Genomic DNA, 16,969 nt, shown 5'->3' on the forward strand with positions numbered 1-16,969 from the left:
CTATTTCTCCTCTCCCAGCTTCACAGCCTGATGAACGCGCAGCCTTCTAATGTGTAAGAACAGTAGCAGCGCCCCTGTTATCATCATGAAAGCAACCACGAAATATAGCTGATAGGTGTCTTTGGAATCGAAAACAACTCGGAACGGCGGCACCTGCGTCTTCACATTCTGGGAAGTTTGAAGGAAAGGCAGGAAGAAATAACTCGTTAATTTACCAATTCCGATGCCTAGCGCGATGGACAATCCAGCCGTAAAGCCTTGCTCGAGGAGCAGCATTCCTGTCAATTGTTTGCGGGAAAGCCCCATGGCGCGAAGCACCCCAAACTGTACAACTCTGCTAGATAAATTGAAGAACCAATACAGCATATAGCCGATTAAGGACACTATCACAGAGACGAGGAAGCCCAGGCTTAGAATACCAAAGACGCCGCCTCTTGCTGGTAACTTCTTCTGAATAATGAGCTCGTTACGAACATCCTTCACGGAAGCTAGTTCAATCCCCTTGGCCTGCAGGGCAGTAACAATCGGTGCAACTTTAGCGTCCGGTCTCATTTTGAGCCAAACTTCATAGGGAGTAATAGGTGCCTGATCGTATATGTAATCCAAATTAGCTATGAAAAATGGTGCCTGATCCGGATATTGACTTGGCCAATACGGTAGGATTCCAACAATCACAAACTCCACGGGCTGCTGACCGATGGTAATCGAAAGCAGATCTCCCGCTTTAAGCGCATATTTGCTTGCATAATTCGAAGGTATGATGACAGCTTGCTCATAGCTTCCTAGTAAATTCAGGTATTGATTCGGATGAGCTGGGAATAAATCGGGCCGGAACCAAGCTACTTTAGCAAAATCGGCATTATCGATCCCCATGATCATTCCCTGACCGGTTGATTTACCAGATACAACGACGTTTCCTTTCATCTGCAAAACTCTGGCCGCAGCCTGAACGCCATCTAGATCACGGAACATTTGAAAGGGCGGCTCGACGTAACGAATCTTGGAGGGTGTCTCCTCTCCCGGTTTCGGGCCACCTTGGCCTTCGCCTCCACCTGAGCCACCGCTGCCATTGCCAGCGTTATTACCTCCGGCACCAGCTGTCCCGCCTCCTTGAGCTCCACCGCCGCTTTTCCCTGCGTTCGGATCCTTCGGCAGATCGTCCGAGAAGCCTTCCCATACGGTTTGCAGCACAACATCGGTACCATATTGATACATGATCCGCTCCGTTGAGTTCAGATCAATCGTACGTGCAGCCGAAGAATTGTACACGCCGAGGCCGAGCGTAAGAATGAGCAGCAGCATAAGCGGGTAATAGGATTTGGCTGAGCGGGAAAGCTGAACTAGCGTCAAGTATAATGGCACAGGCAGGAATTTTCGCCCAAGCCAGCCGAACAATCGCAGCAGCCACGGAAAGATACGCAGAAAGAATAGTCCTAGTGCAAAGATCGAGAGTGCTGGAACGAAAAACAGCAGCGGATGCACCTGTAATTGATCGGTCGTTAGCCCAGTTTGTACGGATAATACTTGGCGTTGATCAAATAAGTAGAAGCCGTAGCCAACCAGTCCTAGCAGTACGATGTCGATGAACCACCGCTGCCATAGTGGCGAGCGATCTGATCTAGCGAGCTGCTGCTTATAGTTGACGATCGAAGATCTTGCAAAAAGAACAGCTGGAATCACACTGGCAAGAATTGCAATCAGAACAGCGAGCCCGCCGTAGAGCATCGCCTCATTTGTAAAGCTAACAGGAATCGATTTACGATCAACGAACGTTAGAAAACCGCTGGAAGAGCCGATACTTTTCGCCATGAACCAGCCCATAAAGGGTCCAATCAGCAGGGCAATCGCCCCAAGTAATAAACCTTCCAGAAAGTATATTCCTACAATTTGCTTCGTGCTGCCTCCACGGCTTCGCAGGATGGCAATCACACCACGCTGTCGATCAAGCGATTGTCTGGCATTCATTACAATGTAATAGAAAACCATCGCAATCATCGGGGCAGCTAATGTGAATAATAAAATCTGCATCTGCAAGCTTTGGGCTTTAAATTCAGTAAGAATCTGCTTAAATGAAACATCTACCTTTGTATTCTTGAGTTTTTGGAACAAATTGATATCCAGACGCTCTAAACGGTTCTCAAGTGGCGATAATTGACTGGTTTGGATATTGCGCAGATCGAATGCATAATACCAATTGGCTAGCTGAAGTGGAATCTTCTTCTCCGTCAACAACGTCTTCATGAAAACATCATCATGAATAATAAGTGCGTTTACTAACCCTTCTAAGCCTTGAAACCAATAAGCACTTGTTTCATTTTTGGGTTTGAAGGAACCAACAATCTTCACTTTTAACAATTGACTGCCGCCTGCACCTGCGACCGAATAACTGAATACATCCCCAACATGCAGATCGTTTCGAAACAAAGCTTCTTCTAAGACCACAGCTTCCAATATGCCATTCTGCACTTGCCCAGAAGCCATCTGGCCGATTGACCATTCAACCTGATCGGTTAACCCACTTAACGCCGTTAGTGTCATTTGTCGACGCTTACTAGGGTCTGCTTTTGTTCCATCTGCGGGAGTTAATTGCGCTCCTTTGACGGTATAGCTTCTAGCATAGGTCTGTAATGGAAAGCCAACATCTTTCCGAATTTCATCTTGGATATATACATTGACGTCATTGAGCTCTGTAAGCCCTGCACGTTCTGTCCCAACAGCTTGATAGCGCATGAGCAGTGAGCCTGCAGGAAGTCCCTCGCTTTTTTCTTCTAACGATTTGGCGACAACTCGCTTCAGCGACCCATCGGCATACATCGGAATGCTTGTGGTGAAAGCAACAGCCATCACTAATCCAAGCAAGGTGCTGAACGTTAGCCAGCGGGTATTCCACATTTTCCGAAATAAAAACCGCAGCATCGGCATGGACATTAGCGACCCACTACTTTCTGTCCAGCTGTGAGACCTTTTACAATCTCCGCATCCGTAGACGTCTGCTGACCGATTTCCACGTCCACTTCCTTCTTATTTCCTTGAGCATCAATGACTTGGACATAATTCCGGCCTGAATACGAGCGAAGAGCAGCCAAAGGAATCGTCGTGGCGTTTTCTTTTCTTTGTGTAATAATCGTGACACTTAGCGGTGTTCCTCGATTCAGCCCTTTCGGAAACTCACTAAGCTGAACGACCAAATAATTATCGATCGTATCCTGCTCACCTTGCCCACCTTGACCAGGAAACCCGCCGTTATTATTGTTGTTACCAGCTTGCGGATTCGGCAGCTGCTTCACTTTTCCTTTGTGCTGGCCGGCAGAATTAATATCCACCTGCACGTCCATGCCAATGGCTACTTTCTTCGCATCATCTGCACTAATACTTGCGGCCACGGTTAGTTCATTCAAATCGGCTAGGGTCGCAACGGATTCTCCGGATTTCACGGTATCGCCTTTCTTGGCTGTTACAGTGACGATGGTTCCGCTGAACGGAGCGAGCAACTGCGCTTTACCAACTTGTGTTTCAAGCTTGGTCAGCTCTTCACGCTTCAACTCAAAATCAATCTTTGCCTGCTCGATTTGCTCCGGCGACATTTCATCCGCTTTTCGCAGCGTTTCAATCATCGTAAGCTCATCCTTACGTGTTTGAAGCTTCTTCCGCTTCAAATCACTCGCCAAATCCGATACGTCGAGCTCCGCGATCGGCTGCCCCTTTTCAACAGAATCCCCGTTCTTAACAAGTATGGCACTGATCCGTTTGGCGGACATATCTTCGGAGAAAAACAGCTTCTCCTCTTGCAAAGCCATTAAACGCCCACTCCCTCTCACTTTCGTTTCAAGGGTTTCCGTTTTCACCGTAAATTCAGGCTTTTTGGAAAGCTTAGGTGGATTAATCGTCGGAAGCGATTCTTCTTCCTGCTCTTTAGGCAAAAGTGAACACCCAGAAGCAAGTAGTAATGTCGAACATACAAGCAGTGCAGCTAAAGGCTTCATCGTCCAATTACGTGACGAATCTTCCGTCCACCATTTCGTAAACATGATCGGCAACCTCCAAAATTGTAGGGTCATGTGTTGTCATACATATCGTGACTTGCTCCGCTTTCATGATGCTGCGGAAAACGGACATAATCTGCGCACCCATCTGAGAATCAAGCTCAGCTGTAGGCTCATCCGCCAAAATAAGGGCAGGCCGATGCGCAATCGCTTTCGCAATCGCGACACGCTGCTGCTCACCACCGGAAAGCTCATAAGGACGATGGTGCATCCGCTTGCCAAGCCCAACGAGTTCCAGGCAATGCTTCACTCGCTCTTTCCACTGGGAACGCGGAATCCCCGCCATTCGCAGCGCCAGCTCCACATTTTCCCATGCAGACAACAAGGGCATTAAAGCATAAGATTGAAAGATAAAACCAATTTCCTTGCGACGTATCAACGTCCGCTCATCGTCACTGCTGAGATGAAAGGCATGCTCTTGAAACAAAATCTCCCCCTCATTCGGCTGATCGAGTCCCCCGATTAAATTAAGCAGCGTTGTTTTCCCCGAGCCGGATCGGCCTTTGAGCATAACGAGCTGCAGCGGTTTGAGCTCCATCTCAATCCCTTTCAGTACCTCTAACTTCTGGCCTCCAACTTGAAAGGAGCGTTGTACACCACTGACCGTTAATAACGGTGAATGAAGTTGGCTGTGACGAGAGGATTGTTCATCAGAGTGCGGCTCCTCATCGATAGCTAAAGCGTCAATTGCGCTTCTTTTACGAAACCAGCTTGCCATTTGGTATGTCTTCCTTTCATTTCCAATCTGTATGTATGATAAAATAGACGGCACATCTTTCCAAAAAGTTTCATGAAACTGAAAATTTCCTGAATGCTTTTTGGGGACAAGTCCGATTGTATGAATCTATTAAAATATACTATGAAATGGTAAATTCATCCATACAACGAATTGCCTATTTTACATAACAATCACCCCATCTACAATATTTCCGAGTATATCAAAAACCCCACTTCTTCATTCTCAGTTTCCTCCTCCCATTCCTACATTTAGAATAGGGGAGACTGTTAAAAGAATAAGTAGGGTAAATATAAATTTTTCATTAAATGATCGGCATAATAGTTATCCGAGTCCTTCGGATGCCATTTGTTGCGGGAAACGGACTTCAAAAAGCGTACGAATTACACTGCTTTGGGCTGTAATTGTGCCTTGATGCTGCTCTACAATATTCTTCGCAATGGACAAACCAAGGCCAGTGCTACCCTCGCGATGAGTTCGCGCTTGATCTCCGGTAAAAAACATATCGAAGATATACGGCAGCTCTTCCGGGGGAATGCAATCCCCATAATTAACCACTTGAATCGCCACATCTTCTGCATCAAGATTGCAGTTAATGTCGATAAGCTGACCATCTTTTCCATAGCGAATGGCATTCGTCAGCAGATTTTCAAATACACGTGCCAACAGCTCACCGTCACCCCAAACCGTCAAATGCGGAGTCACATTCAACCGAGTTGTTAGGTTATTTTTCTCGAAAACAGGGTATAATTCCTCGTTTAATTGAATGAGAAGCTCGCTTATATCGATTGGTTTTTTTTCAATGGTAAGCTTTCCATAGTTCACTCGAGTGATTTCGAATAGTTCGTCAATGAGCTTTTCTAAACGTTGAGACTTGGTAAAAGCAATGCTCGTATAGTGCTTGATTTGTTCTGCAGTCAGTTGATCGTTCTGAAGAATGAAATCCAAATAACCTAAAACGGAAGTCAGCGGCGTACGCAAATCATGAGCCAAATTCAAGACCAATTGTTCCTTGCTGTTTTCAGCAAAATCTCCTCTCTCCAATGCTTGCTGCAATTTTTCACTTGCCAGATTAATATCTCTCGCAATATCCCCGAATTCATCATTGGATGGAATACGTATCCGACTGTTAAAGTCGCCATTCGCAAGCTGATTAATTCCGCTAGATATCTCATGAAAATAAGCCGCATATCTGTTGGTGAGGAGAAAGAAAAAGAAAATCGAGAGAGGAATGAAAATGAGCAAAAAGAAGTTAATATCCCCAATCTCTCTTATGAGAAAACGAATTTTAGTCAATGGATTTTCCATTTTGGTCGTATAATAATAGAGTTGGAGAGCTTTATAGAGCAAATAGGTAATGGTGGCGGAAAAAAGCATACTTAAACCAAAGAGTTGAATCATTTTAAATCGAAAGCTTCGGATTATTTCAGCCATTAAATGTATATCCCACCCCCCAAACTGTTTTGATCAGTTTATTTTTATGATCGTCTTCTCCAAGCTTTTTCCGTAAGGTACGAATATGTACCATGACCGTATTGCTGCCTTCATAATAAGCATCGCCCCAGACCTGTTGAAAGATATTTTCCGCGCTATAAACTTTCTTTGGATAACTGGCTAACAGATACAAAATATCAAACTCTTTTGGTGTTAATTCAATAGGCTTGCCGTAAACGAATACAGTTCGTGCTTCGGGATAGATGACCACTCCGCCTGCCTCCAAAGTAAGCTTGCCCGCTTGCTTTGGTTGATTAAACTGTGTGGAACGCCTCAGCTGAGCATTCACGCGAGCAACCAATTCCATCGGGTTGAACGGTTTGGTTACATAATCATCCGCTCCGCTTACTAGTCCTGTAATCTTATCGAGGTCCGTCGTTTTGGCGCTTAAAAAAATAATAGGCAGATGATACTCAGCTCGAATTTGCCTTGTTGCTTCATAGCCATTCAGTATAGGCATCATAATATCTAAAATCGCCAAATCAATAGAATGTGTTTGAATAGCAGAAATAGCTTCCTGCCCATTAGCTACTTTCACGCAGCGGTAACCCTCTTTTTCTAAATGTAACTCAATCAGATCGGCAATTTCCGGCTCATCATCCGCTATCAGAATTGTGATCGACTTCATTCGTACCACCCCTGTATAACCATAGTATTGCTTTTATTGTATCAGATGGAGCTACCTCTTGCTTGGTTAGCACTTAATGTTGTAGCTAACAAAGCGAATAATTTGAAAATTATGAAACCGATCAAGCCCCCGCTTGAATTGAGTATCAGATCATCTACATCATAACGTCCAATAGAGAAAAAGGCCTGCGCTAATTCCAGGATTAGACTTAAACCTAACGAAAGTAAGAACGCATCTATAATTGATACTTTTTTGTTTCTTAACATTAAACCAAGAAGAATTCCGTACGGCATGAATATCGCAAAATTCCCAACCAGGTTAATTAGACCATGACTCGAGATATCATGAATGGTTCTGGATATTTCTTTAAAGGGAATCAGATTACCTTCTTGAAGTTGCCTGCTCATATGATCCGTGTTCTTCAGACTTATCTTAAGCTGATGCCAGAGAAATGTCAGGTCGATTGATCTGAACTTAAATAGAATAATTTTGAATAAAGTGTACACATAAAGGGTAAACAGTACTTGAATTGTAATATCTTTCAACATTATTTTATGTTTCATACGTCATTCTCACCTTCTTGAGATTCATAAGCCCTGATCATGGATACATGGTCACTATGATTCCGTCCATATTGTTGCCTGATATCTGATAGCGTCCATTCGCTGGCACAAGGATCGTTGTGTTTTTGGAGACAGGATAGTAAGAGATCTCGTAGGTTTGATTATCTACAGTAGTCTTAATGGTCTTCTTTTCTTTCAAGAAATTCAAATATTGTTCCAGGACAAAATTCTTTTCCTGCATAATTGCGCTGTGCGGCAAACCAACATAGCGAAAATGCCAGGGCTCAGATTGTATACCTGTGATTGCCGTTTTGTCAGCCGGATAACGCAAGATAAACCCGTATCTCCATGCGTTTTTTTTCAGCCACTTTCCTTCAGGCGCTTTACTCATCTCCGTTTGCGTAGATCCAATATCAAGCGATAAACCTAAATTATGTTCGCTATTGCCTGCTGGCAACGCATAATCAGCACCCATTTGTTTATAAAGCTGGTTTTGTTCTTTATTGTCCCGATAACCGCTGCTGATTAAAAATCGGTTAACCCCATCATTTGCTGCGGCATCAATCATTTTTGAGAATTTTTGCACCAAACTCGGCGACAACTGAATCGTCTTATCCATCACAATGAATCCATTCACCAACTCCTTATGCTTAAACAGATTCACCGCTTCGGACTCTTCAGCCCCTGGAGGTACCGGATGATCCTTGTTGACCAACAATAAATTGCCTTTATAAATCTGATCTTTGGTTACTTTAAGCTCGTTCATTTGAGAAGTCACCTCTTGAGTTTGATTCTCTTCTTCCGGTGGTTTCTCGTTAACGACTTTCAGTTTGTGTTGACTAAATCCATAGCCGAGCAGTAAAAGTATAACAAGCCACAACACCCACTTCTTCATCCTTAGTTCCTCCTAACCATTCATTCACTCCTAGGATAAAGAAAACTAATTAATAAGAAATGGGGTTAAAAATAAAATTTTTCTTAAACTTGTACATCCCTCAAATAGGAAAAGACCGCTCATCGCCACCTTGATAGCGAATTACGGTCTTTATTCATTAAACATATTTCACAAATTCACCAATCGGTTTTCGATAACCGCGCGGCCGCTGGCTGGACGTGTCTTCTTTCCCAATCGTAATTAACATAACGGGAACAAAACGTTCCTCTAATTCAAGAGCCTCAATGAGCTTGTCTGCCTCAAAACCGATCATCGGACAAGTATCCCAACCTTGCTCTTTCGCTGTAAGCATAAATAACATGGCTGATAGACTTGCGTTACGAATCGCTTCATCTCGCTTGAACGGCTCTCCTCGTTCTTCATAGAAATGTGTCACTTGCTCCACTTCGGAATCTAACTCTTGTTTACTATAAAATCCTAAATGGAAAAGTCCTTCATTTATTCTTGCAGAATCCCTATATGCTTCCAAATCGCCAAGGACCACAATAACTGCGGACGAGCTTTGAATTTTATACTGCTTATAAGACGCATCATACACCTTTTGTTTCATCAAAGGGTCAGTGACAACAACATAATTAGCATGCTGTAAGTTATAAGCGGATGGAGCAAACTTAACAAGGGAAAAAATTTGTTCTAATTCTTTTTGTGAAATATCGATCCCTTGCTTGAATTTGCTTGCAGATCGTCTAGATTTTACAACCGATTCAAAATCATTCAACGTAAAGTCCCCCTAGTAATTATGTATGAGTACATGCTCAATACTTAATTCTATTAGAGTAATGACTGGATAGCAATATGATATGAATTATCAATATTACATTATTCGACATTTTTCTGTGAATTTCGCGAATTCTATTCCATAGCTGTATTGCGCAGTACCATATGAATATGGTCCTCCCATACACCATGAATTTGTAGATATTTGAGAGCCAAGCCCTCCTCATAAAAGCCCAACTTCTCTACGACCTTCAGAGACGCAGCGTTTCTAGGCATAATATTAGCTTCAATCCGATGTAGATTCATTACATCAAAAGCGTAGGCAATAATTGCTTTCAATCCCTCAGTCATTAGTCCCCGATTAAGGAGCTCCCCGTCCATTCGGTAGCCCAAATGGCAAGATTGAAAAGCACCTCTGATGATATTACTAAGCGCAATTGACCCCACAATTCGTTCTTCAAATAGCATCCATACCTTAAGCGTCTGGCCTTCCTCGATCTTAATTGCTTCTTGTTCCAACTGCTCAGCCTGATAATCCTTCGTGAAATACGTTTCATTACGTTCTAATTCCCACGGTTCGAGAAAAGTTCGATTACGAATCACATAATCAAGAACCAGATCTACAGAAGAACGATCCAATAAAACTAAAGACATTCGTTCGGTCTTAACCAAGAGTTCCATTAACTTCGCCCCTTCAAATAGCGGAATTTACCTATACAATAATACCCACTTCTATTTACATCGTGCAACTGTCTTATAAAATGTGTATCTGCATCACTAATTTGCAGGAATTTACTTGCATTTGGGGAACTTAAAAGAAGCACCGATATAAATGGCTTAAAAAGAAGGAGAAATTAAACATGATAGAAACGATCAAAACCTATTTGAATGAGCAAAGAAACCAACACATAGAGGAATTAATGCAGTTTTTGCGGATTCCAAGTATAAGTGCTGTCGCCGAACATCAACCAGACATGATTCGCTGTGCAGAATGGACGGCTCAGTCTTTGAAACAAGCCGGTCTTGAGAACATTGAAATTATGGCTACTGGGGGACATCCCGTTGTCTATGCAGATTGGTTGCATGCTCCGGGTAAACCAACTGTACTTGTATATGGACACTATGATGTTCAACCGGCCGAGCCGTTAGAGCTGTGGAACACTCCACCATTTGAGCCTGTGATTCAAGATGGCAAACTATTTGGCCGCGGAAGCACGGATGATAAAGGTCAACTGCTGCTTTACGCCAAAGTGATTGAGGCTTTTTTACGAACGCAAGGCAGCTTACCTGTTAATGTAAAGTTTTGTATTGAAGGCGAAGAAGAGATTGCGAGTAAGCACCTGCCAGCATTCGTGGAAAAGTATAAAGATAAATTACAAGCCGATACCATTGTCCTTTCCGATACTCAAATGCAAGGGCCAGGAAAACCTGCACTTATGTATGGTCTTCGCGGGCTAGCTGGGTTCGAAATTACGATTGATGGCGCAAATAGTGACCTTCATTCTGGCCTCTTCGGCGGCGCGGTTCAAAACCCGATTCACGCTTTATCGAAGCTGCTAAGTTCCTTCCATGATGCAAATGGTCGCGTAGCTGTGGAAGGCTTTTATGATCGAGTCATTGAGCTCTCGGACAAAGAGCGCGAAGCCTTTAAACAAGTAGAACCCGACGAGAACAAGGTTCGATCGGACTTACATGTTGAAACGTTATTTGGGGAAAATGGGTTCTCGTTCTATGAACAAACGACTTCCAGACCGACCCTGGAAATCACATCCGTAAGCGGCGGCTTTCAGGGTGAAGGCATTAAACCAATCATTCCTAATCGTGCTAGCGCTAAAATAGCTTGCCGTCTCGTTGCCGCACAAGTACCCGAGGAGATCATGGATGCGGTTGAAAATCATATCCGTGCCCTCTCCATGCCTGGCGTAAAAATGACCCTAGACCGCCAGCTGCGCGGAAACCCATTCATCACGCCAATTGATGAGCCTGTAATGGTAGCAGCTGCGGAAGCTTATGAGGATTCCTATGGCGTATGGCCTGTATATACTCGAAGCGGAGGTTCAATCCCCATTGTTGAAGTGTTGGGACGCGTTTTAGACGCACCCGTAGTGCTGCTTGGCTTTGGTCTACCAGGTGAAAATCTGCACGCGCCGAATGAGCATTTCCATTTGGTCAATTGGGACAAAGGGACAGAGACTATCAGCCGTTTCTGGCTGAAACTTGCCGAGATGAATAAGTAACCACTGAAAGGAATGAGCCTAATCATGAATACGAATCATCTAACGATCCGTGATGCCAGCTTGGAAGACTTAGCTGATATTGTACGAATTTATAATTCCACCATTGAAGGACGCATGGTTACAGCAGATACAGAACCCGTGACCACAGCCAGTCGCAAAGGCTGGTTCTATGAGCACTCTGCGGATTTCCGCCCTTTATGGGTATTGGAAAACGGCAGCGGCATTTGTGGCTGGCTCAGCTTTCAGTCCTTCTATGGCCGACCCGCCTATAACGCTACAGCGGAAGTCAGCATTTATGTCGATGAAGCTTTTCGCGGCCAAGGCATTGGTCGTTTCCTGATGGAGCACGCAATTGATGCTAGTCCAAAGCTGGGACTGAAGACACTGCTTGGCTTCATTTTCGGTCATAACGATCCCAGCCTCCACCTTTTCCGCAAATTCGGCTTCGTTAACTGGGCTCATCTGCCTGGCGTTGCTGAACTTGACGGAATCGAACGCGACCTCATCATTCTTGGTAAACGTGTAGGATAATATGTAAACAAAGAGCGCTTACCCCCTTATGCCAGCGATTTCAAATCGCCTTCTAAGAGGATAAGCGCTTTTTTTATCTTAAATGCCTTACCTCTAGCCTTTCTCGGTTTCCTCAATCAAAAGAGCTTCAACCTCAATCTCTATCAACAACAAAGGATCAATCAAAGCCTTCACTTCAACCATCGTTGCCACGGGCTGCACATCACGGAAAAACTCCCCATGTGCCCGGCCGAATTCCTGCCATAAGGAAATATCCGTTACAAACATCCGCGTTCGAATCACATCTGACATTTGCGCCCCGAGTTCTTGCAGCGCCTGCTCGATCGTCTGGAGGACGAATCGCGCTTGCTCATACGGATTACCTACGCCAACGACCTCTCCATCCCTCATTGCTGTTGTACCCGCAACCTCGATGCGGTTCCCCACCCGAATCGCTCGACAATAGCCTACAACAGGTTCCCAAGGTGAGCCTGTAAATACCCTAGTCCGATTCATAACTAACTCTCTCCTTCTCACTTTTGTAAATAAGCGGCTAACTTTTTCTGCAGGCCTTCTGTCACGGAAAGCAGCGGCAATCGAAGTGTTCCGGATTCAATAACACCTTGCTGCTCAAGCAGCCATTTGAGAGGTGCTGGATTTGGCTCTTCGAAAAGCAATCGAATGAGTGGTTGCAACTCATCGAATAGCTGTTTGCTCATCTCGTGTTGACCAGCTTCAAAATGCTGATAAAACGATACAAACCGCTCAGTCATTACATTCGCTGACGCGCTCATAACCCCTTTAGCACCGGAGCTAAGAGCCTCAAAAAGCAGAGAATCCTCCCCACAAAGGACGGGTTTCGAGCCTAGACGAGTAAGCTCAGACACCAATCGGGTGTTCGGCGTACTGTCTTTCATACCTATGACACCATCGAGTTCAAGTATCGTACGCACGGTATCAAGTTCCAACGTCACGCCTGTACGATACGGTATTTCATATAAAATGACTGGCACACCAACACTAGTAGCCCGGCGAAAATGTTCAATAATCCCTTGTTGACTCGGTCTATTATAGTAAGGCACTACGACTAAAACGGCGTCTGCCCCTAATTTTCCAGCTGCCTCCGTCTTTTTCACCGTAGACAACGTATCATTCGTTCCTGTACCGACAATGAGCGAAGAATCTACTTGCGCAGCCTCTCGAGCTGCTTGTGCCGTAGCGAACAAGATCGCCATTTCCTCATTTGTAATCGTCGGCGATTCTCCTGTCGTTCCATTGACGACCAATCCGTCTATCTCATCTTGAAATAAATTGTAAGCTAGATTATAAAAAGAGGCTGCATCCACCTCATACTCTTCATCAAATGGCGTAATAATGGGAACATAGATCCCATGTAAGTCTTTCTCTCTCAACATCTCAATCATCTCCCAGTCCTATTTCGTTTGTACATTCACTTTAGCATGGATCATTGGATCACAGTTAGCTATAATAAATGATAAGACTCATCAAAAATTTTGATAGTAAAGCGAGGGGTTCCTATGGATTTAACCTATTTCCGAACCTTTCGGGAGGTTGCCCGGAGAAAGAGCTTTACACGAGCTGCCGAAGAATTGGGCTATGCGCAATCGAGTATTACGATGCAAATTCAGAAACTGGAACGAGAGTACGGCGTCCCCCTTTTCGAAAGATACGGACGTCAGCTTAGGTTAACAGCACCTGGTGAAAGCTTGCTAAAGCTAGTCTTGCAAATGCTTGACCTCTATGATCAATCCAAAGAAATGATCACAAGCGAGGTCAGCGGAACACTGACAATCGGTACGATTAACTCACTCGCGGCATACTATTTACCACCCTATTTGCATGTGCTGAAACAGCAATTTCCTGGACTGAATATCCAGCTCTTCCCTGACAGTGAAGCTTCTCTCATTTCCAAAGTAAGAGATGGGGACTATGATATAGGGCTAATACTAGACCGTTATCCAGCAGACACCGCACTTGCATGCACGAAAGTCAGGGAAGAACCCTTAGTTTTGGTGGCACCGCTTGAGCACCCGCTAACGAAACGAGCACAAATACAGCTAACTGATTTTCAGCAAGCCGAATTTATCGTTACAGAAGAGGGCTGCATCTATCGAGGTATGTTTGAAAAATTACTAAAAGATCACGCAGTCCCGCTTCAAATTGGATTTGAGCTCGGTAATTTAGAAACAATCAAACACTGCGTCATGAATGGACTTGGTATCGCCCTGCTGCCCAAAATTGCCGTACAGAATGAACTGGAACAAGGGAAACTAGCCCATCTTCCTTTTTCACATTCGGACTTAAAATTGGACCTTCAACTGCTGCTGCACCCCAAAAAGTGGATGTCCCAGCCCTTGCAAACATTCATTCAACAACTGACCAAAGAATAGCCTCAGAAAATGATATAACTATTATTCAAAACTCCAAAATTCAATTTTTAAGTCATTCAGCTTTCGTGAGGGCAGATGGGCTATAGTGGTTACCATTGTAGTATTATCTAAAACAATTTAAACTCCCAATCGCTATTTCGCAACTTGAAGTTGCAGTTTGTACTACGCGGTACAATAAAAAGCCAATTTGTCCAAAGAAACCGCCGGATTGTTGTACAAGTACAACAGTTCGGCGGGCAAGGGATAATCTCTAGTCGGAATCGCACCATTCGGAGTACTTGGGCCAATCAAGTATCAACAACCACCACTACTTAGACATGCATCAATTTGGGCAACTTTAATTTCCATCTAGCAGTTGGGCATCCGCCACATGTTGGGTAACCGCCAATTGAAAATCCCCGAGTACACGATAGTCCAAGTTGTATTTTGTGCAACAATACACCCATCTCACGCCGGAGTAGCCTGCTATTGTTGTATTTCGTACAACAATTCGAGCTTATAACGCCTATTTCTGAGCGATTCCCGCCAAATTGTTGTACGCGGTACAACAAAAAGCCAATTTGTCCAAAAAAACCGCCGGATTGTTGCACAAAGTACAACAGTTCGGTGGGCAAGGATAATCTCTAGTCGGAATCGCACCATTCGGAGTACTCGGGCCACTCAAGTATCAACAACCACCACTACATAGACATGCATCAATTTGGGCAACTTTAATTTGCATCTAGCAGTTGTTACTCTATCTAAGCCCGTCCGCTCTACGCTGTAATTTCTTCCACAGATCAGAAAACAAACATCAGGAGGGAATAAGCTTTGCTTTACCCCCTAACCCAAAACATATAAATTCTTATAAGTAAAAAGAAGCTCTCCTTTTCGTAAAGGTAGAGCTTCTTCCGTTATGAACTTATATGCAAATGTCGAGATTGCCACCCAAATGCGGTGTCGCTGAAGCGGTAACCAGCTGTTGGGATTTAGCAAAATCCTGTACTAATGTACTAGATGAAGCTGCTTGCATATCACTTACTTTGCTTAAAAGCTGAATGCCAACGGCTTGCTTCAAAGCGTCTCCACCACTAATCGCAGTTAGAACACTATTGATATTCACGAGCACTCCTCCTCTCATCGTTCGGTAGCTGGCAAGCATACGGTATAACCGAGTAGCCCCTATAGCTTTGCGTCTGTCGCTTTCGCGTCATTTGCCATTTCGCAGATGTTAGGCAGTACCTAGCACTTATACAGTATAGGATATTCTTACACAATTCGTCAATCTTCGCATTTCAATTTAAGCAGATACAGTCCTAAACACCAAACGCAGCAGGATTCGATCTCCAAGAACGAAGCAATTCCATGTCTTCTTGTTTGATTTTCCCCTTCTCTAGAGCTACTTCAAGCAGTGTAGAGTAGTTGGAAAGTGTGTATAGTGGCATATCAGCAGCTTGGAACGCTTCTGTAGCTTTATCTAGCTGATAGGAGAAAATCGCCAGCACGCCCAACGCTACAGCACCAGCTTCTTTGACAGCAATAGCTGCTTTCAAAGAACTGCCACCCGTAGAGATAAGATCTTCAATCACGATCACCTTTTGTCCTGGTTTCACAGTGCCTTCAATCAAGTTCTCTTTGCCATGTCCTTTGGCTTTATCACGAATGTAGATCATCGGGAGACCTAGCTTTTGAGCAACCCAAGCGGCATGAGGAATACCCGCTGTTGCCGTACCAGCAACAACCTCTGCATCCGGGAATTTCTCTTGAATCAAAGCTGCGAAGCCGTCAGCGATCGCTTCGCGAATTGCCGGGTGTGACATCGTCAGACGATTGTCACAATAGATTGGTGATTTGAGGCCTGAAGTCCATGTAAAAGGCTGCTGCGGTCGAAGTGCTACCGCTTCTATATCTAATAATGACGCCGCAATATGCTGCGCAATTGTTTCGAGTTGACTCATGTTCCTACCACCGTTCCTTCCGTTGTTAGACAAAGCATGTTATACGATTGAATCGATAATCGCTTCAATTGCTGCTCTTGGATCCGCTGCGCCTGTGATCGGTCGACCGATCACGACGTAATCCGTCCCCTGCGCGAACGCTTCAGCCGGCGTCATGATTCGCGACTGGTCGCCTACGTCGGCTCCAGCAGGGCGAATGCCTGGCGTCACGGTGACGAACCCGTCACCGCACGCCGCCTTAATCGCAGTCACCTCAAGCGGTGACGCGACAACACCCTGAAGCCCCGCAGAATGCGCTAAGCGGGCATAACGAATGACGGCCTGCTCAACCGTACCGGTCAGGCCGATCTCGTCATTCAGCACCTGTACACTGGTGCTTGTTAATTGCGTCACGCCGATAACGATCGGACGTGCAGCTCCAACGACTTGCCCCTTGTCGACACCCTCCAAGGCGGCTTCCATCATTTGCTTGCCTCCGGCAGCATGGACATTGAACACGTCAACCCCAAGGCGCGTCACGCTTTCCGCGCCGCCTTTGACCGTGTTCGGAATGTCATGCATCTTCACATCGAGGAACACCTTGTAGCCGCGGTCCTTCAGACTCGCGACGAAGCCGGGACCCGCAGCATAGAACAACTGCATGCCCACCTTCACGTAGCAAGGGATGCCTTCGAGCTGCTTGAGCAGCCCTTCAGCACCTTCTGCGTTCGCATAATCCAAAGCGACCATAATGCGTCC

At 44.9% G+C, this 16,969-nt stretch carries 17 protein-coding genes and 1 riboswitch; of the genes, 3 read left to right on the top strand and 14 right to left on the bottom strand.

Translation table 11 applies throughout. The features are described 5' to 3' along the window. The 9 genes from GC102_RS04760 to GC102_RS04800 all read right to left on the bottom strand — a co-directional run bounded on the left by GC102_RS04760 (nucleotide 1) and on the right by GC102_RS04800 (nucleotide 9,817). Nucleotides 1–2,928 carry an ABC transporter permease gene (locus GC102_RS04760; RefSeq protein WP_376769346.1) on the bottom strand — a complete coding sequence of 976 codons (2,928 nt, stop codon included), beginning with the start codon at nucleotides 2,926–2,928 and terminating at the stop codon, nucleotides 1–3. Continuing rightward, complete coding sequence (locus GC102_RS04765) at nucleotides 2,928–4,028, bottom strand: permuted SH3 domain-containing protein (protein WP_171688407.1); 1,101 nt, start codon at nucleotides 4,026–4,028, stop codon at nucleotides 2,928–2,930. Before GC102_RS04765 ends, GC102_RS04760 begins: the two co-directional genes overlap by 1 nt. Next, entirely contained in the window at nucleotides 3,991–4,761 is a 771-nt protein-coding gene (locus tag GC102_RS04770; protein WP_171688408.1) for an ABC transporter ATP-binding protein, read from the bottom strand. The genes GC102_RS04765 and GC102_RS04770 overlap by 38 nt, the downstream gene beginning before the upstream one ends. A gap of 342 nt (nucleotides 4,762–5,103) precedes the next feature. Further along, entirely contained in the window at nucleotides 5,104–6,213 is a 1,110-nt protein-coding gene (locus tag GC102_RS04775) for a sensor histidine kinase (protein ID WP_171688409.1), read from the bottom strand. Next, a complete protein-coding gene (locus tag GC102_RS04780; RefSeq protein WP_171648490.1) occupies nucleotides 6,206–6,901 on the bottom strand; it encodes a response regulator transcription factor in 696 nt (231 codons plus the stop codon). Before GC102_RS04780 ends, GC102_RS04775 begins: the two co-directional genes overlap by 8 nt. A 41-nt stretch (nucleotides 6,902–6,942) precedes the next feature. Next, the gene (locus GC102_RS04785; RefSeq protein ID WP_171688410.1) at nucleotides 6,943–7,464 is read right to left on the bottom strand and encodes a VanZ family protein; all 522 of its coding nucleotides are present in this window, start codon (nucleotides 7,462–7,464) and stop codon (nucleotides 6,943–6,945) included. Between the two features lie 37 nt (nucleotides 7,465–7,501). Continuing rightward, entirely contained in the window at nucleotides 7,502–8,359 is an 858-nt protein-coding gene (locus tag GC102_RS04790; protein WP_171688411.1) for a M15 family metallopeptidase, read from the bottom strand. Between the two features lie 157 nt (nucleotides 8,360–8,516). After that, complete coding sequence (locus GC102_RS04795; protein WP_171688412.1) at nucleotides 8,517–9,137, bottom strand: nitroreductase family protein; 621 nt, start codon at nucleotides 9,135–9,137, stop codon at nucleotides 8,517–8,519. Between the two features lie 134 nt (nucleotides 9,138–9,271). Beyond that, nucleotides 9,272–9,817 (bottom strand): GNAT family N-acetyltransferase, encoded by a 546-nt coding sequence (locus tag GC102_RS04800; protein ID WP_171688413.1) that lies wholly within the window; start codon nucleotides 9,815–9,817, stop codon nucleotides 9,272–9,274. A gap of 179 nt (nucleotides 9,818–9,996) precedes the next feature. Between GC102_RS04800 and GC102_RS04805 the strand changes: the two genes are divergently transcribed. Then, nucleotides 9,997–11,373 (top strand): dipeptidase, encoded by a 1,377-nt coding sequence (locus GC102_RS04805; RefSeq protein WP_171688414.1) that lies wholly within the window; start codon nucleotides 9,997–9,999, stop codon nucleotides 11,371–11,373. A 24-nt stretch (nucleotides 11,374–11,397) separates the two neighbouring features. Continuing rightward, nucleotides 11,398–11,904, top strand: a complete 507-nt coding sequence (locus tag GC102_RS04810; protein ID WP_171688415.1) for a GNAT family N-acetyltransferase — start codon at nucleotides 11,398–11,400, stop codon at nucleotides 11,902–11,904. A 93-nt stretch (nucleotides 11,905–11,997) separates the two neighbouring features. Here the strand turns inward: GC102_RS04810 and GC102_RS04815 are convergent, their stop codons facing one another. Both GC102_RS04815 and dapA read right to left on the bottom strand, forming a co-directional pair. Then, nucleotides 11,998–12,399 (bottom strand): RidA family protein, encoded by a 402-nt coding sequence (locus tag GC102_RS04815; protein ID WP_171688416.1) that lies wholly within the window; start codon nucleotides 12,397–12,399, stop codon nucleotides 11,998–12,000. A 17-nt stretch (nucleotides 12,400–12,416) separates the two neighbouring features. Beyond that, nucleotides 12,417–13,298, bottom strand: coding sequence for a 4-hydroxy-tetrahydrodipicolinate synthase (dapA, locus tag GC102_RS04820; protein ID WP_171688417.1), 882 nt, complete (start codon nucleotides 13,296–13,298; stop codon nucleotides 12,417–12,419). A gap of 123 nt (nucleotides 13,299–13,421) precedes the next feature. On the opposite strand from dapA, the gene GC102_RS04825 reads away from it, so the two are divergent. Beyond that, nucleotides 13,422–14,294, top strand: coding sequence for a LysR family transcriptional regulator (locus GC102_RS04825; RefSeq protein ID WP_171688418.1), 873 nt, complete (start codon nucleotides 13,422–13,424; stop codon nucleotides 14,292–14,294). A 901-nt stretch (nucleotides 14,295–15,195) separates the two neighbouring features. Here GC102_RS04825 and GC102_RS39955 read toward each other — a convergent pair. The 3 genes from GC102_RS39955 to pyrF all read right to left on the bottom strand — a co-directional run bounded on the left by GC102_RS39955 (nucleotide 15,196) and on the right by pyrF (nucleotide 16,960). Next, entirely contained in the window at nucleotides 15,196–15,396 is a 201-nt protein-coding gene (locus GC102_RS39955; protein WP_171688419.1) for a putative motility protein, read from the bottom strand. A 20-nt stretch (nucleotides 15,397–15,416) separates the two neighbouring features. Continuing rightward, a riboswitch (cyclic di-GMP riboswitch) is annotated at nucleotides 15,417–15,502 on the bottom strand. Between the two features lie 87 nt (nucleotides 15,503–15,589). Beyond that, nucleotides 15,590–16,231, bottom strand: coding sequence for an orotate phosphoribosyltransferase (gene pyrE / locus GC102_RS04835; protein WP_056833288.1), 642 nt, complete (start codon nucleotides 16,229–16,231; stop codon nucleotides 15,590–15,592). Between the two features lie 39 nt (nucleotides 16,232–16,270). Beyond that, entirely contained in the window at nucleotides 16,271–16,960 is a 690-nt protein-coding gene (gene pyrF / locus GC102_RS04840) for an orotidine-5'-phosphate decarboxylase (protein ID WP_171688592.1), read from the bottom strand. Nucleotides 16,961–16,969: the final 9 nt, after the last annotated feature.

Origin of the sequence: Paenibacillus germinis (genome assembly GCF_013141785.1) — a bacterium.
Classification (GTDB): Bacteria; Bacillota; Bacilli; order Paenibacillales; family NBRC-103111; genus Paenibacillus_E; species Paenibacillus_E phytorum.

Coding starts and splice junctions, on each gene's coding strand:
- GC102_RS04800 (WP_171688413.1), bottom strand. CDS start 9,817: ATGGAACTCTTGGTTAAGACCGAACGAATGTCTTTAGTTTTATTGGAT.
- GC102_RS04770 (WP_171688408.1), bottom strand. CDS start 4,761: ATGGCAAGCTGGTTTCGTAAAAGAAGCGCAATTGACGCTTTAGCTATC.
- GC102_RS04825 (WP_171688418.1), top strand. CDS start 13,422: ATGGATTTAACCTATTTCCGAACCTTTCGGGAGGTTGCCCGGAGAAAG.
- GC102_RS04765 (WP_171688407.1), bottom strand. CDS start 4,028: ATGTTTACGAAATGGTGGACGGAAGATTCGTCACGTAATTGGACGATG.
- GC102_RS04815 (WP_171688416.1), bottom strand. CDS start 12,399: ATGAATCGGACTAGGGTATTTACAGGCTCACCTTGGGAACCTGTTGTA.
- GC102_RS04790 (WP_171688411.1), bottom strand. CDS start 8,359: ATGAAGAAGTGGGTGTTGTGGCTTGTTATACTTTTACTGCTCGGCTAT.
- GC102_RS04775 (WP_171688409.1), bottom strand. CDS start 6,213: ATGGCTGAAATAATCCGAAGCTTTCGATTTAAAATGATTCAACTCTTT.
- GC102_RS04810 (WP_171688415.1), top strand. CDS start 11,398: ATGAATACGAATCATCTAACGATCCGTGATGCCAGCTTGGAAGACTTA.
- GC102_RS04805 (WP_171688414.1), top strand. CDS start 9,997: ATGATAGAAACGATCAAAACCTATTTGAATGAGCAAAGAAACCAACAC.
- pyrF (WP_171688592.1), bottom strand. CDS start 16,960: ATGGTCGCTTTGGATTATGCGAACGCAGAAGGTGCTGAAGGGCTGCTC.
- GC102_RS04760 (WP_376769346.1), bottom strand. CDS start 2,928: ATGTCCATGCCGATGCTGCGGTTTTTATTTCGGAAAATGTGGAATACC.
- GC102_RS04780 (WP_171648490.1), bottom strand. CDS start 6,901: ATGAAGTCGATCACAATTCTGATAGCGGATGATGAGCCGGAAATTGCC.
- pyrE (WP_056833288.1), bottom strand. CDS start 16,231: ATGAGTCAACTCGAAACAATTGCGCAGCATATTGCGGCGTCATTATTA.
- GC102_RS04785 (WP_171688410.1), bottom strand. CDS start 7,464: ATGAAACATAAAATAATGTTGAAAGATATTACAATTCAAGTACTGTTT.
- dapA (WP_171688417.1), bottom strand. CDS start 13,298: ATGTTGAGAGAGAAAGACTTACATGGGATCTATGTTCCCATTATTACG.